Genomic DNA, 15,529 nt, shown 5'->3' on the forward strand with positions numbered 1-15,529 from the left:
GTGTCGGGCGATGAGAAACTGCTGGAGAACCTGAAATGGGCGACCGGTGAGCTGCGGCGCGCGCGGCGCAGGCTGGTCGAGCTGGAGGAGGCCGGGCACGAGCCGATCGCCGTCGTCGGGATGAGCTGCCGCTTCCCCGGCGGGGTCCGCTCGCCCGAACAGCTGTGGGACCTGGTCGCCTCCGGGACCGACGCGTTGTCGGAGTTCCCCGGCGACCGGGGCTGGGATCTGGGCGGGCTCTTCGATCCCGACCCCGACACCCCGGGCAAGACCTACGTCTCCGAAGGTGGATTCCTCTACGACGCCGGGGATTTCGACGCCGCGTTCTTCGGGATCTCACCACGTGAGGCCCAGGCGATGGATCCGCAGCAGCGGCTGCTGCTGGAAGCGGCCTGGGAGGTGCTGGAACGCGCCGGGATCGACCCGGCGACCCTGCGCGGCAGCCGCACCGGCGTCTTCGCCGGCGTCATCCACAACGACTACACCGGCGTGCTCACCGACATCCCGCCGGAGCTGGAGCCCTATCTCGGCAACGGGAATTTCAGCAGCGTCGCCTCCGGCCGCATCGCCTACACCCTCGGTCTCGAGGGACCGGCGGTCTCGGTCGACACGGCGTGCTCGTCTTCACTGGTCGCGCTGCACCTCGCCGCGCAGTCTTTACGTCGCGAGGAATGCACGCTCGCCCTCGTCGGCGGGGTGAACGTGATGACCCATCCCGCCGCGTTCGTCGACTTCAGCCGTCAGCGCGGGCTCGCCGCCGACGGCCGCTGCAAGGCCTTCGCCGACGCGGCCGACGGCACTGGCTGGGGCGAAGGCGTCGGAATGCTGCTGGTGGAACGGCTCTCCGACGCCCAGCGCAACGGCCACCAGATCCTCGCCGTGCTGCGGGGCAGCGCCATCAACCAGGACGGCGCGTCGAACGGGCTCACCGCACCGAACGGTCCCGCTCAGCAACGGGTCATCCGCCAGGCGCTCGCCGACGCCCGGCTCGCGCCGGGGCAGGTGGACGTCGTCGAGGGACACGGCACCGGCACCACCCTCGGCGACCCGATCGAGGCGCAGGCGCTGCTGGCGACCTACGGCCAGGATCGGGAACGCCCGCTGCTGCTGGGTTCCCTCAAATCGAACCTCGGGCACACGCAGGCCGCGGCCGGGGTCGGCGGGGTGATCAAGATGGTGCAGGCCATCCGGCACGGGATCGCGCCACGCACTCTGCACGTCGATGCTCCTTCGTCGCATGTGGACTGGTCGGCGGGCGAGGTTTCGCTGCTGACCGGCGAACAGCCATGGCCGGAGACCGGGGAACCCCGCCGGGCCGGGGTCTCGTCGTTCGGGATCAGCGGTACCAACGCGCACGTGATCCTGGAGCAGGCGCCTGCCGTCGGAGCAGAGTCTCTTGTGGACACTCGTGTGCTCGAGTCCGCGGCTTTGCCGTTCGTGCTTTCCGGTCGCAGTGAAGAGGCTTTGGCCGCCCAGGCTTCGAAGCTGGCTGGATATCTGACAGGCGAGCCGTCGCCGAAGGCCATCGCGCGAGCCCTCGCCGACACGCGGTCGGCGTTGCAGCACCGGGCGGTCGTGCTCGCCGAAGACCTCGGCGAACTGCTCGGCGGCCTGCGTTCCCTCGCCGAGGGCGAACCCGCCGCGCGGGTCCTGACCGGTACCGCCGAGGCGGGTAAGGCTGTCTTCGTGTTCCCGGGTCAGGGTTCGCAGTGGGTGGGGATGGCGGAGGAGCTTGTGGTGGCTGCTCCGGTGTTCGCGGAGTCGATGGCTGAGTGCGAAAAGGCTTTGTCGTCCTTTGTGGACTGGAAGTTGTCTGAGGTGTTGTCGGATGCGGCTGCGTTGGAGCGGGTTGATGTGGTGCAGCCGGTGTTGTTCGCGGTGATGGTGTCGTTGGCGCGGTTGTGGCGGGCGTGTGGTGTGGAACCCGCGGCCGTGGTGGGGCATTCGCAGGGTGAGATCGCTGCTGCGTGTGTGGCTGGCGCGTTGTCGTTGGATGACGCTGCGCGCGTGGTTTGCCTGCGGAGTAAGGCGATTCTGGCGTTGTCGGGACTCGGTGGCATGGTGTCGGTTGCTGCCTCGGAGGACCGTGTTCGGGAGTTGTTGCCCGAAGGTGTGTCGGTGGCAGCGGTGAACGGCCCATCGTCGGTCGTGGTGTCTGGTGACGTCGCGGGGTTGGAAGCGCTGATCAAGCGGTGTGAGCTGCTGGACGTGCGCGCGAAGCGGATCCCGGTGGATTACGCGTCGCATTCGGCGCATGTGGATGCGATCGAGCAGGAGGTCTTGTCGGCGTTGGCGGATGTGACGCCGCATGCGCCGGTGATCCCGTTCTACTCGACGGTGACCGATGAGCCTCTGGAATTGGATGCTGGGTATTGGTTCCGGAATCTGCGGGGGACGGTGCAGTTCGCGAAGACGGTGGATCGGTTGCTGGAGGACGGGTTCCGGTTCTTCGTGGAGACGAGTCCGCATCCGGTGCTGGTTCCCGGGATCAGCGAGGACGCTGTCGCTCTGGGGAGTTTGCGTCGGGGTGAGGGTGGTGCGGAGCGGTTCGTCGCGTCGCTCGCCGAAGCCCATACGCAGGGCCTGAGCCCCTCGTGGTCCGCCGTGCTGCCGCCCGCCGAACGGGTCGACCTGCCGACGTATGCCTTCCAGCACAAGCGGTTCTGGCTCGAAGCGGGCGCCGCGAGCGGTGACGCGTCGGCGTTCGGGCAGACGGTGGTCGACCACCCGCTGCTCGGCGCCGCCCTGCCGCTCGCGGACGGCGACGGCCTCGTCCTCACCGGTCGGATCTCGCCGGAAACCCAGCCCTGGCTCGCCGATCACGCCGTCCTGGACACCGTGCTCCTGCCGGGTACAGGGTTCGTCGAACTCGCCTTGCGCGCGGGTCGCGACGTGGGCTGCGACAGTATCGACGAACTGACTTTGGAAGCCCCGCTCGTCCTCGACGGGCCCGTGGCGCTGCAGGTCGTGCTCGGGGAGCCCGACGAGCGTGGCCGCCGTGCCGTGTCCGTGCACTCGCGGCCGGAGGACTCCGCCGAACCCTGGACCCGCAACGCCCAAGGCACGCTGTTCGCGGGCACGCCCTCGACGGTGTCGTTCGCTGAGTGGCCGCCTCCCGGCGCCTCCGAGGTGCCGGTGACCGATCTCTACGACCGTTTCGCCGAACTCGGCCTCGCCTACGGACCGGTGTTCCAGGGGCTGCGCGCGGCTTGGCGTCAGGGTGACGATGTGTTCGCCGAGGTCGACCTGCCCGCGGGCGAGGAGGCGGACCGCTTCGGCGTGCACCCGGCCCTGCTCGACGCGGCGCTGCACACCCTCGGCCTCGGCGCCCGGGACGAAACCGTGCGCTTGCCGTTCACGTGGTCCGGCGTGACCCTCCACGCCACGGGCGCGTCGAAACTCCGGGTCCGGCTCACCCCGACCGCCGACGGCGGCTCGCTCACCGTGGCCGACGACAGCGGTACGCCGGTGCTGACCGTCGGGGAACTGGGCCTGCGCCCGTTTTCCCCGGCCCAGCTCGGACGCCACCGGGATTCGCTGTTCCGGCTCGACTGGGTCCCCGCTCCGGTGGGGTCGCCGTCGCCGGAAGAGCCGGTGGTGTGGCGCTGTCCCGAAGGCGAACTGCGGCCGGTCCTGGAGGAGGTCCTGAAGCGGATCCAGGCGGATTCGACGGCCACGACCGTCGTGCTCACGTCGGGTGCGGTGGCGAGCGCGTCGCCGGATCCGGTGACAGCCGCGGTCTGGGGTCTGGTGCGGTCGGCCCAGGCCGAGCATCCGGGCCGGTTCGTGCTGATCGACGCGCGGACCGACGACGAGGTCCGGACCGCGCTGGCGACAGGGGAAGCGCAGGTCGCCGTCCACGACGGCAAACCGCTGGTACCGCGGCTCGCGCGGGTCGCGGCCGCCGACGCGGGTGAACCGGACTGGACGCCCGACGACGTCGTGCTGATCACCGGTGGCACCGGACGGCTCGGGCAGGCACTGGCCCGGCATCTCGCCGTCCGGCACGGTGTACGCGGACTGGTGCTGACCGGGCGGACGGGCACCGGCGCGGAAGACCTGATCGCGGACCTGGCGGAGCGGGGCACCCAGGTCACCGTCGCGGCCTGCGACGTCGCGGACCCGGCGGCGGTGCGCGCCCTGCTGGCCGCCCATCCGGTGACCGCGGTGGTGCACGCCGCGGCCGTGCTCGACGACGGGCTCGTCGACGGCCTGACCCCGGATCGGCTCGGCACCGTGCTGACCCCGAAGGCCGATGGCGCCCGCGTGCTGCACGAACTCGCCGGGCCGGTCCGCAAGTTCGTCGTGTTCTCCTCGGCGGCCGGCGTGTTCGGCAACCCGGGGCAAGCGGGCTACGCCGCGGCGAACGCCTACGCCGACGCCCTCATGCTCCAGCGTCGCGCCGAGGGGCTGCCGGGTGTGTCCCTCGCTTGGGGTTTCTGGGCGGAACGCAGCAAGCTGACCGGTGAACTCGACGACACCGACGTCCGTCGGATGGCCCGCGCGGGTGTCACCGCGCTGTCCACGGAGGAAGGCTTGGCGCTGTTCGACGCCGCCGTGGCCGGCGCGGACGGGCTGCTCGTCCCCGCCAAAATCGACCTGACCGCCTTCCGGGGCCGCCCGGCCACCGAGATCCCCGCCCTGCTGCGGGGCCTGGTGCGCGTTCCCGCGCGCCGGTCGGGGGAGACGTCGGGCACGGCCGAGGCACTGAAACGCGACCTCGCCGGGAAACCGGAGGCCGAACGCGTCCGGCTGCTGCTGGAGGTGGTGCGGGTCCGGGTGGCGGCCGTGCTCGGGCACGAATCGGCCGACGCGATCGCCGAAGACCGCGGGTTCCTCGAACTGGGCTTCGACTCGCTGACCGCCGTGGAACTGCGCAACCGGCTCGCCGAGGCGACCGGGCTGCGGTTGCCGCCCACGCTCGTCTTCGACCGGCCCAACGCCGGAGCGCTCGCGGCCCACCTGGCGGCCGAACTGGCCACCGAGGCCGCCGGACCGGGCCTCGACGCCGAACTCGACCGGTTCGCCGCCGCGCTGACCGCGGCCGACCCCGGAGAGGCCGAACGAGCCCGGCTCACCGCCCGGCTGCGGGCCCTTCTGGGCACGCTTCAAGGCGGGGAAGACGCAGCTGAGGAAATCGACGGAAAACTCGAATCGGCGGACGACGAGGAAATGTTCGCTTTCATCGATAATGTGCTTAAGCCTTCTTGATTCGGTAAGAATGGTTTCGGCATGTCGTTCCCGGGTATTGCGAAAGCCACTTTCGCAACCTTCAACGTTGCGAAAGTGGCTTTCGCAACAGCCCCGAGGCGGTGGGCTCACCAAAGCCGCGTCGACGGGGTAGCGAGGGCCTCCTTCCCTACCTTCAGGGCAGGCAAGGAGGCCCTCGCCACCATCTGGGGCGACCGGCTCGCCTCGGGCATGTCGCGAAAGCCACTTTCGGGACGTTACATGTCTCGAAAGTGGCTTTCGCGACACCCGCCCCGGCGGTGGCTCGACCGGAGGCATGTGGGCTGAAGGCTCCCTTCACCGCGTCTGATGTGGCGAAAGGAGCCTTCGTCCCGGCCGGAGACGGGTCTCGAAAGTGGCTTTCGTGAGGCCCTGTTCGTCGCCTATTCCCTAAGGGGACGTAGGGGCGGCTAGGGGTTGTCCGCCTCTTCGCAGCTCACCTAGCTTTTCCTCGAGTGGCATTTCGTTTTTCCCGGCGCGAAGAGGTTGGCTACTGATGCTGAACGAGGAGAAGCTGCGCGACTACCTCAAGCGGGTGTCGGCCGACCTGCATCGGACCCGGGCCCGGCTGCGGGAGGCCGAGGCGCGGGAGCACGAGCCGATCGCGATCATCGGGATGGCCTGCCGGTACCCGGGCGGCGTCCGCGGCCCGGAGCAGCTGTGGGACCTCGTTGCGGCGGGCACCGACGCGGTGGGCGGTTTCCCCGCCGACCGGGGCTGGGACGTCGAGGCGCTCTACGACCCCGACCCCGCGCGGCACGGCAAGACCTACACGCGCGAGGGCGGTTTCCTCTACGACGCCCACGAGTTCGACGCCGCGTTCTTCGGTATCAGCCCGCGCGAGGCGCTCACGGTCGACCCGCAGCAGCGTCTGCTGCTGGAGACCGCCTGGGAGGTCTTCGAACGCGCCGGGATCGACCCGCTATCCGTGCGCGGCAGCCGGACCGGCGTGTTCGCCGGGGTGATGTACAACGACTACGGCTCCAGGCTCGACCCCCGCGCCGAGGAACTGCGCGAGTTCGAGGGCTACCTCGGCAACGGCAGCGCCGGGAGCGTCGCCTCCGGCCGCGTCGCCTACACCTTCGGACTCGAAGGCCCCGCCGTCACCATCGACACCGCGTGCTCGTCTTCGCTGGTCGCGCTGCACCTCGCCGCCGAGTCGCTCCGGCGCGGGGAATCCACGCTCGCGCTGGCGGGCGGGGTGACCGTGATGGCCTCGCCCGAGACCTTCGTGGAGTTCAGCCGTCAGCGCGGGATGGCGCCCGACGGCCGTTGCAAACCCTTCGCCGACGCGGCCGACGGCACCGGCTGGGCCGAGGGTGCCGGGATCCTGCTGCTCGAACGGCTATCCGACGCCCGTCGCCACGGGCATCCGGTCCTCGCCGTGGTACGCGGTACCGCGGTCAACCAGGACGGCGCGAGCAGCGGGCTCACCGCACCGAACGGTCCGTCGCAGCAGCGGGTGATCCGGCAGGCCCTCGACAGCGCCGGCCTCGCACCGCACCAGGTCGACGTCGTCGAGGCGCACGGCACGGGGACGACGCTGGGCGACCCGATCGAAGCGCAGGCCCTGCTCGCCGCCTACGGGCAGGAACGCGTCCGTCCACTGTGGCTCGGTTCGCTGAAGTCGAACGTCGGGCACACCCAGGCGGCCGCCGGGGTCGGCGGCGTGATCAAGATGGTCCAGGCGATCCGGCACGGGATCGCCCCGATGACCCTGCACATCGACACCCCGTCGTCCAAAGTGGACTGGGAAGCGGGCGCGGTCGAACTGCTCACCGAGGCTCGCCCGTGGCCGGAGACCGGGGAGGCGCGCCGCGCCGGGATCTCCTCGTTCGGGGTCAGCGGCACCAACGCGCACGTCATCGTCGAACAGGCGCCGGAGGCCGAACCCGCCGAGCGTCAAGGCGAATCACCGCTCGGCGACGGGGCGACACCGTTGCTCCTGTCCGCCCGGAGCGCCGAGGCTCTGCGCGCGCAGTCCGCCCGGCTGCGTGAGCACCTTCGCCAGACGGAATCCCTGACCGACGCCGCTTTCTCGCTCGCGACCTCCCGCGCCGCGCTGGAGCATCGCGCCGTCGTGGTGGCCGATGCGGAAGCGTCGCTCGACGCCTTGGCTGCCGGGGCGCCCGCGGCGGGGCTGGTCGAAGGTATCGCCCTGCCGCCGGGCAAGGTCGCGTTCGTCTTTCCCGGACTGGGCTCGCAGTGGGCCGGGATGGCGCTGGAGCTCAAGGATTCCTCACCGGTTTTCCGGGCCGCACTGCTTGACTGCGAGCGCGCTCTTTCGTCCTTTGTGGACTGGAAGCTCACCGACGTGCTCGGCGACGCGACGGCGCTGGAGCGCGTCGACGTCGTGCAGCCCGCCCTCTTCGCGGTCAACGTGTCGCTGGCGGCGCTGTGGCGGGCGTGCGGGGTCGAACCCGACGCCGTGACCGGGCACAGCCAGGGCGAGATCGCCGCCGCGTACGTGTCAGGCGCGCTGTCGCTGGCCGACGCAGCCAAGGTCGTCGCCTTGCGGGCCAAGGCCATCCTCGCGCTTTCGGGCGCCGGGGGCATGGTCGCGGTCGCCCTCGGCCGCGACGACGTGCTCCCTCGGCTGGAGGAGTGGGGCGACCGGGTCGCCGTGGCCGCGGTCAACGGACCCGCGTCGGTAGTCGTCTCCGGCGACCCCGAGGCGCTCGACGGGCTCGTCGCCGCCTGCGAGGCGGACGGCGTGCGCGCCCGCCGGATCCCGGTGGACTACGCCTCGCATTCACCGCAGGTGGACGTCTTGCGCGAGGAACTGCTCGGCCTGCTCGAAGGCGTCGAGCACCGCGCGTCCACCGTGCCGTTCTACTCGGCGGTGACCGGGGAACCTCTCGACACGGCCGGCCTGACCCCCGAGTACTGGTTCCGGAACCTGCGGGCCACCGTCCGGTTCGACCGGTCCGTCCAGCGGCTGCTCGACGACGGTCACCGGTTCTTCGTCGAGGCCAGCGCGCATCCGGTGCTGACCGGCAGTGTCACCGAAACCATCGAGGAACGGGGCGCCCACGCGGTCGCGCTCGGATCGCTGCGCCGCGACGAGGGCGGCCTTCGCCGGTTCCTGACGTCGCTGGCCGAGGCGCACGTGCGCGGCCTTCGCCCGAATTGGGCCGCGTTGTGGCCCACTGCGATCAGGGTCGACCTGCCCACCTACGCCTTTCAGCGGGTGCCGTACTGGCTCGACGCCGCCGTCGCCCGGCAGGGCGGGACGGAGGCCGAACTGCGCTTCTGGGCGGCCGTCGACCAGGCCGACACCGGCGCGCTCGACGCCGCCGTGCCCGCCGGGGAGGGCGCCTGGGACGCGGTGCTTCCCGCGCTTTCGGCCTGGCGACGTTCCGGTCTCGAAAAGTCCACAGTGGACAGCTGGCGGTACCGGATCGACTGGGTCCCGGCCACCGGGACGCCTGCCGCCACCCTCGACGGGACGTGGCTGCTGGTCGTGCCGTCCGGTCCGGTGCCGCCCGTCGCGGAGGCGCTCACCCGGCTCGGCGCCCGTGTCCTGCTCGCGGGCCCCGATGACGAACTGCCGCACGAGCCGGTCGACGGCGTGCTTTCCTTGCTGGCACTCGACGAACGGCCGCATCCGGACCAACCCGTGGTACCCGCTGGGCTCGCCGCGACCACGGACCTTGTCCGAAAGCTCGACGGATTCGACGCTCCACTGTGGATAGTCACCACCGGCGCGGTCGCCGTAGGCCGGTCGGAGGCCCCGAACGCTCAGGCCGCGGTGTGGGGCCTCGGCCGGGCGATCGGTCTCGAACACCCCGAACGCTGGGGCGGCCTCGTCGACCTTCCTGAGGAACTCGACGAACGCACCGCGGCCCGGCTCGCCGGGGTGCTCGCCAGTGGCCACGAGGACCAGGTCGCCGTGCGGTCGTCCGGGGTCTACCTGCGGCGGCTCGTGCGGGCGCCGCTCGGGGACGCCGTCGCGCCGGAATGGCGGCCGCGCGGAACCGTCCTGGTCACCGGCGGCACCGGTGCGGTGGCCGCCCACGTCGCGCGATGGCTCGCCGGGAACGGTGCCGAACACCTGGTGCTCACCAGCAGGCGCGGAGCGGCGGCCGAGGGTGCGGCGGAATTGCGCGAAGAACTCGCCGGACTCGGTGCGCGGGTGACCTTCGCCGCCTGCGATGTCGGCGACCGTGACGCACTGGCCGCGGTGCTGGCCGAGTATCCGCCGAACGCCGTCGTGCACACGGCGGGGGTCGGGACCACCGCGTCGCTCGCCGAGACCGGCTCGGCGGAACTCGCCGACGCGCTCACCGCCAAGGCGGGCGGCGCCGCTCACCTCGACGAACTCCTCGAAGGCACCGAACTGGACGCCTTCGTGCTCTTCTCCTCCAACGCGGGTGTCTGGGGTGGCGCCGGGCAGGGTGCCTACGGTGCCGCGAACGCCGCCTTGGACGCGCTCGCCGAACGCCGTCGTGCCAGGGGGCTGCCCGCCACCTCGGTGGCGTGGGGTCTGTGGGGCGGCGGCAGCGGGCTGGCCGGTCAGGACGACGTCGACCGCTTGCGCCGCCTCGGGCTGGCCGCGATGGACCCGGCGCTCGCCGTCTCCGCGCTCGTCCAAGCCGTTTCGCACGACGAGACCTTCGTCGCGGTCGCCGACGTCGACTGGGCGCGGTTCGCCCCCGGATTCGCCCTCGCCCGGCCCCGGCCGCTGCTGGACGCGTTGCCCGAGGTCCGCGAGGCGCTGTCCGCCGACACCGCCGGACCGGGCGGCTCCGAATTCGCCGCCGGGCTGCTGGCGGCCCCCGAGGCCGACCGGGCCCGTATCGTGCTCGACCTGGTCCGCGCGCAGGCCGCCGCCGTCCTCGGCCATGGTGGTGCCGCCGCCGTCGAGCCGGACCGGGCCTTCCGCGACCTCGGTTTCGATTCCCTGACCGCGGTCGAGGTCCGCGACCGGCTGGCCGCCGCCACCGGGCTGCGGCTGCCCGCGACCCTGGTCTTCGACCATCCGTCGGCCTCGGCGCTCGCCGGTCATCTCGTCGCCGAGCTGACCGGCGACGTCTCCGGGACCCAAGCCGCTCCTGCCGTGGTGGTGACCGACGACGAGCCGATCGCGATCGTCGCGATGAGCTGCCGGTTCCCCGGCGGGATCACGGATCCGGAGAAGTTCTGGGAGTTCGTCGCGGACGGCGGGGACGCGATGGCCGCGTTCCCCGGCGACCGCGGCTGGGACCTCGACGCGCTCTACGACCCGGACCCCGCGCACCTCGGCACCACCTACGCCCGTGAAGGCGGCTTCCTCGACGACGCGGGCGGTTTCGACGCGGCGTTCTTCGGGATTTCGCCGCGTGAGGCGCTGGCGATGGATCCGCAGCAGCGGTTGCTGCTGGAGACGTCGTGGGAGGCGTTCGAACGCGCCGGGATCGACCCGGCGACCCTGCGGGGTAGTGCGACCGGCGTCTTCGTCGGCGCTTCCTTCCAGAACTACGGCTTGGACGCCACCGACGCGCCCGAAGGCACCGAGGGCTACTTCCTCACCGGAACCGCCACCGCGGTCGTCTCCGGCCGCCTCTCCTACACGTTCGGGCTGGAAGGCCCCGCGGTGACGATCGACACCGCGTGCTCGTCTTCGCTGGTGGCGCTGCACCTCGCGGCCCAGGCGCTGCGGCGCGGCGAATGTTCGCTGGCGCTGGCGGGCGGGGTGACCGTGATGGCCAACCCTGCCGCGTTCGTGGAGTTCAGCCGTCAGCGCGGGCTCGCGCCGGACGGGCGCTGCAAGGCGTTCGCCGACGCCGCCGACGGCACCGCGTGGTCCGAGGGTGCCGGGATCCTTCTGGTGGAACGGCTTTCCGACGCGCGTCGCCTCGGCCATCCCGTACTGGCGCTGGTGCGCGGTTCGGCGGTGAACCAGGACGGCGCGTCCAACGGGCTGAGCGCGCCGAACGGGCCGTCTCAGCAACGGGTGATCCGGCAGGCACTGGCGAACGCCGGTTTCGCACCGTCCGATGTGGACGCCGTCGAGGCGCACGGCACCGGAACCAGCCTCGGTGACCCGATCGAGGCGCAGGCGCTGCTCGCCGCGTACGGCGGGGAACGCGAGCACCCGCTGTGGCTCGGTTCGGTCAAGTCGAACCTGGGGCACACGCAGTCGGCGTCGGGTGTGGCGGGCGTGATCAAGATGGTGCAGGCGATCCGGCACGGTGTCCTGCCGCGGACGTTGCACGTCGACGCGCCGACCACGGAGGTGGACTGGACCGCGGGTGACGTCCGGCTGCTCACCGAACCGGTGGACTGGCCGGACACCGGACGTCCGCGCCGGGCGGGTGTCTCCTCCTTCGGGGTCAGCGGGACCAACGTGCACACGCTGATCGAAGAGGTCCCCGAGAGCGCGGCACCGCCCGCCGCCGGGGACACGTGGGTGCCGTGGGTGCTTTCGGCCAAGACCGAGGAAGCGTTGCGGGCACAGGCTTCTCGGCTGCACGCGCGCCTGGAAGAGCACCCCGGGGACGACTCCGACATCGCGTACACGCTGGCGACCGCCCGTGCGGGGCTGGAAGTCCGGGCCGCCGTGACCGGGCCGGATCGTCTGCGCGAACTCGCTCTCCTCGCCGAGGGGACGCCGAGCGCGGCTGTGCTGCGCGGCGCGCTCACCGCCGGGGCGCCGGGGTTCCTGTTCACCGGGCAGGGCAGCCAGAAACCCGGGATGGGCGCCGAACTCGCGGCCCGCTTCCCGGTGTTCGCCGCCGCGTTCGACGAAGTGTGCGCCCATCTGGATCCGCGCCTCGGGCTCTCGCTGCGCGAAGTCCTCGAAACCGAGCGAGTGCACGAAACGGCGTTCGCGCAATGCGCACTGTTCGCCGTCGAGGTCGCGCTGTTCCGGCTGCTGGAGAGCTGGGGTGTCCGGCCCGCGCTGCTGCTCGGGCATTCGGTCGGCGAGATCGCGGCCGCGCATGTCGCCGGGGTCCTGTCGCTCGCGGACGCGGCCACGATGGTCGAGGCGCGCGGCAGGCTCATGGGCGCCCTGCCGTCCCGCGGCGTGATGATCGCCTTGCAGGCCAATGAAGACGAAGTGGCGCCGCTGCTCACCGAGCGCGTGTCGCTCGCCGCGGTCAACGGTCCGGAAGCGGTGGTGCTGTCCGGGGACGAGGACGCCGTCACCGCCGTGCTGGACCGGTTCGCGGACCGCAAGCACAAGCGGCTCGTGGTCAGCCACGCGTTCCACTCGCCGCTGATGGAACCGATGCTCGCGGACTTCCGTCGGGTCGTGTCCGGGCTTTCCTTCAGCGAGCCGCGGATCCCGATCGTGTCCACGGTGACCGGCCGTCCCGATCCCGAAATCGCCTCACCCGGGTACTGGGTGCGGCACGTCCGCGAGGCGGTGCGGTTCCACGACGCGATCCGGTTCGCCGAAGCCGAGGGTGTGCGCGCCTTCGTCGAACTCGGCCCGGAGGGCGTTCTTTCCGCAATGGCCAAGGACTTCCTCGAAGACACTGTGCTGATCCCGACCCTGCGCGGGGAGCGCCCCGAGGTCGCCACACTGGCGACCACGCTCGGCCGCCTGCACGTCCACGGCGTCGGAATCGACTGGACAGGCGTGTTCGACGGTGTCCCGGCGAGCCGGGTCACGCTGCCCACGTATCCCTTCGAGCACCAGCACTTCTGGCTGGCGAGCACCGGCACGACCACGGGTGACGCGGCCGCGTTCGGGCTCGGCGAGGCCGGGCACGCGCTGCTCGGCGCGGCCGTCCCGGTGCCCGGCGGGAGCGGGATCTCGTTCACCGGAAGGCTTTCCCTGCGGACTCAGCCGTGGCTCGCGGAGCACGTCGTACTCGGTACGGCTCTGCTTCCCGGCACCGCGTTCGTCGACCTCGCATTGCATGCCGGTGACCGCGCCGGCTGCGGAACCGTCGCCGAGCTGACCTTGGAGGCCCCGCTGGCGCTGCCGGAAAGCGGCGACGTCCGGCTGCACGTCACCGTCGGCGAGCCCGGCGAGGACGGCGAGCGCACGATCGAGATCCATTCCCGCGCCGGAGCCGCCGCCGACGACGAACCGTGGACGCGGCACGCCACCGGCCTCCTGTCCACCGGAACCCCGACTTCCAGCGGGAACCTGGCCAGCTGGCCGCCGGAGGGCACCGAGATCCCGGTCGGGGATTTCTACGACCGGCTCGACGGCACCGGTTTCGAGTACGGGCCGTTGTTCCAGGGCCTGCGCGCGGCGTGGAAGGCCGGGGACGACGTCTACGCTGAGGTTTCGCTGCCCGAGGACCGCTTCCGTGACGCCGAAGGCTTCGGCGTCCACCCCGCGCTGCTGGACGCCGCGCTGCACGCGTCGAAGCTCCGGCTGGAGGGCGAGAGCGAGGGACCTTTCCTGCCGTTCACGTGGAAGGGTGTCTCGCTGGCCGCGACCGGTGCGAGGACGTTGCGGCTCCGGCTGTCCTCGCCCGCTCCGGACACGATCTCGCTGCTGCTCACCGATGGCGAAGGCGCTCCGGTGGCCACGGTCGATTCCCTGGTCTTCCGCCGGATTTCGCCGGAGCAGCTGGGAAACCGGCAGGGGAGCAGCTCGCTGTTCCACGTCGAGTGGACCGAGGTGCCCGCCGAGGAAGTGTCCACAGAGGACGTAAGGGTCGGCACCGGGGAGTCCTATGTGGACGTAACTGCCTTGCTTGCCGCCAAGACGCCCGAAGTCGCACTGCTGGTCTGCCCGTCCGGGGAGACCGCCGAGGCGGTGCACGACGCGACCGCGTGGGCGTTGCGCCAGGTGCGGGACTGGCTCGCCGACGAGAGGCTGAACACGCATCGGCTCGTCCTGGTGACCGACGGAACCGATCTGGCCCAGGCCGCGGTACGGGGACTGTTCCGCTCTGCCTCGTCCGAGCACTCCGGCCGGTTCGGCATCGCCGAGACCACCGGGGATCCGGTCCGGGTGTCGGCCGACGATCCCGAACTGCGGCTGGAGAACGGTGCCGCGTACGCGCCGAGGCTGGTCCGCAAGACCGCCGCGGCCGCTCCGGTCGCGCTCGATCCCGGCAAGACGGTGCTGGTCACCGGCGGTACGGGAGCACTCGGCGCGCTGGTGGCCCGGCATCTGGTGACCGCACGCGGTGTGACCCGGCTGCTGCTGGTCTCCCGGCGCGGGCTGGAAGCCGAAGGCGCCAAGGATCTGGTGGCCGACCTGACGGCCGCGGGTGCCGACGTCACCGTCGAGGCCTGCGACGTCGCCGACCGCGCGGCGCTGGAAGCGGCCCTCGCCGGGCATGAGCTGACCGCCGTCGTGCACACGGCCGGCGTACTCGACGACGGTCTGGTCGATGCGCTGACCCCGGAGCGGCTGGCGAAGGTGCTGCGGCCGAAGGTCGACGCGGCGCTGAACCTGCACGAACTCGCGGGTGACGTCGACGAGTTCGTGCTGTTCTCCTCGGCGTCGGCCACGTTCGGCAATCCCGGGCAGGCGAACTACGCGGCGGCCAACGCGTTCCTCGACGCGCTCGCCCGCCACCGTCACGCCCATGGGCTCCCGGCCACGTCGCTCGCCTGGGGACTGTGGGCGACCGACGGTGGCATGACGGGCGAACTGAGCGACACCGACCTGGCCAGGATGGGCCGCACCGGTATCGCCGCGCTGACCCCGGAAGCCGGGCTCGCCCTGTTCGACGCGGCCTCCGGCGCCGGGCCGGTGGTGCTGCCGATGGCGCTGACGCCGTCCTCGCTCCGCGATGTGGAACCCGCGGTGCTGCCCCCGTTGCTGCGCGGACTGGTGCGGACGTCGTCCCGGCGTGCCGCGTCCGCCCCCACCAGCCCGGCGTTGCAGGACAGGCTTTCGGGCCTGACCGGCGCCGAGCGCGACGACGCGGTGCTGGAGGTGGTGCGCGAGCAGGTCGCGGCCGCGCTCGGTCACGCGGGCGCCGGAGCGATCGATCCGGGCAAGGGCTTCGTCGAACTCGGGATGGATTCACTCAGCGCGGTCGAACTGCGCAACCAGCTGTGCGCGCTGAGCGGGCTGAAACTCTCGACGACGGTGGTGTTCGACCACCCCAACCCGGCCGCGCTCGCCGGGCACCTCGCGGCCGAACTGCCCGCCGAAGGGGTGGCCACCACCGCGTCGGTGCACGCCGGGCTCGACCGGCTCGAAGCGCTGCTGGCCACCGCGGCCCCGGCGAACGGGGACCGCGCCGGGGTCACCGCGCGCCTGCGCACGCTGCTGGCGGCGTGGACCGGCGAGCCCGCCGCCGAGGCCGACGACTCGCTGGAGTCGGCCACCGCGGACGAACTGTTCGACCTGCTCGATCACGAACTCGGCGCGTCCTGAACCGCCTGACCTGGG

2 protein-coding genes are annotated in these 15,529 nt (G+C 71.8%); both read left to right on the forward strand.

The features are described from left to right. Nucleotides 1–5,211 (forward strand): type I polyketide synthase, encoded by a 5,211-nt coding sequence (locus AJAP_RS12275; RefSeq protein WP_038510801.1) that lies wholly within the window; start codon nt 1–3, stop codon nt 5,209–5,211. 511 nt (nt 5,212–5,722) lie between these two features. Further along, on the forward strand, nt 5,723–15,514 hold the full coding sequence (locus AJAP_RS45210) for a type I polyketide synthase (protein ID WP_407639405.1): 9,792 nt from the start codon (nt 5,723–5,725) through the stop codon (nt 15,512–15,514). The last annotated feature ends 15 nt before the right edge of the window (nt 15,515–15,529 follow it).

This window comes from Amycolatopsis japonica (genome assembly GCF_000732925.1).
Taxonomy (GTDB): domain Bacteria; phylum Actinomycetota; class Actinomycetes; order Mycobacteriales; family Pseudonocardiaceae; genus Amycolatopsis; species Amycolatopsis japonica.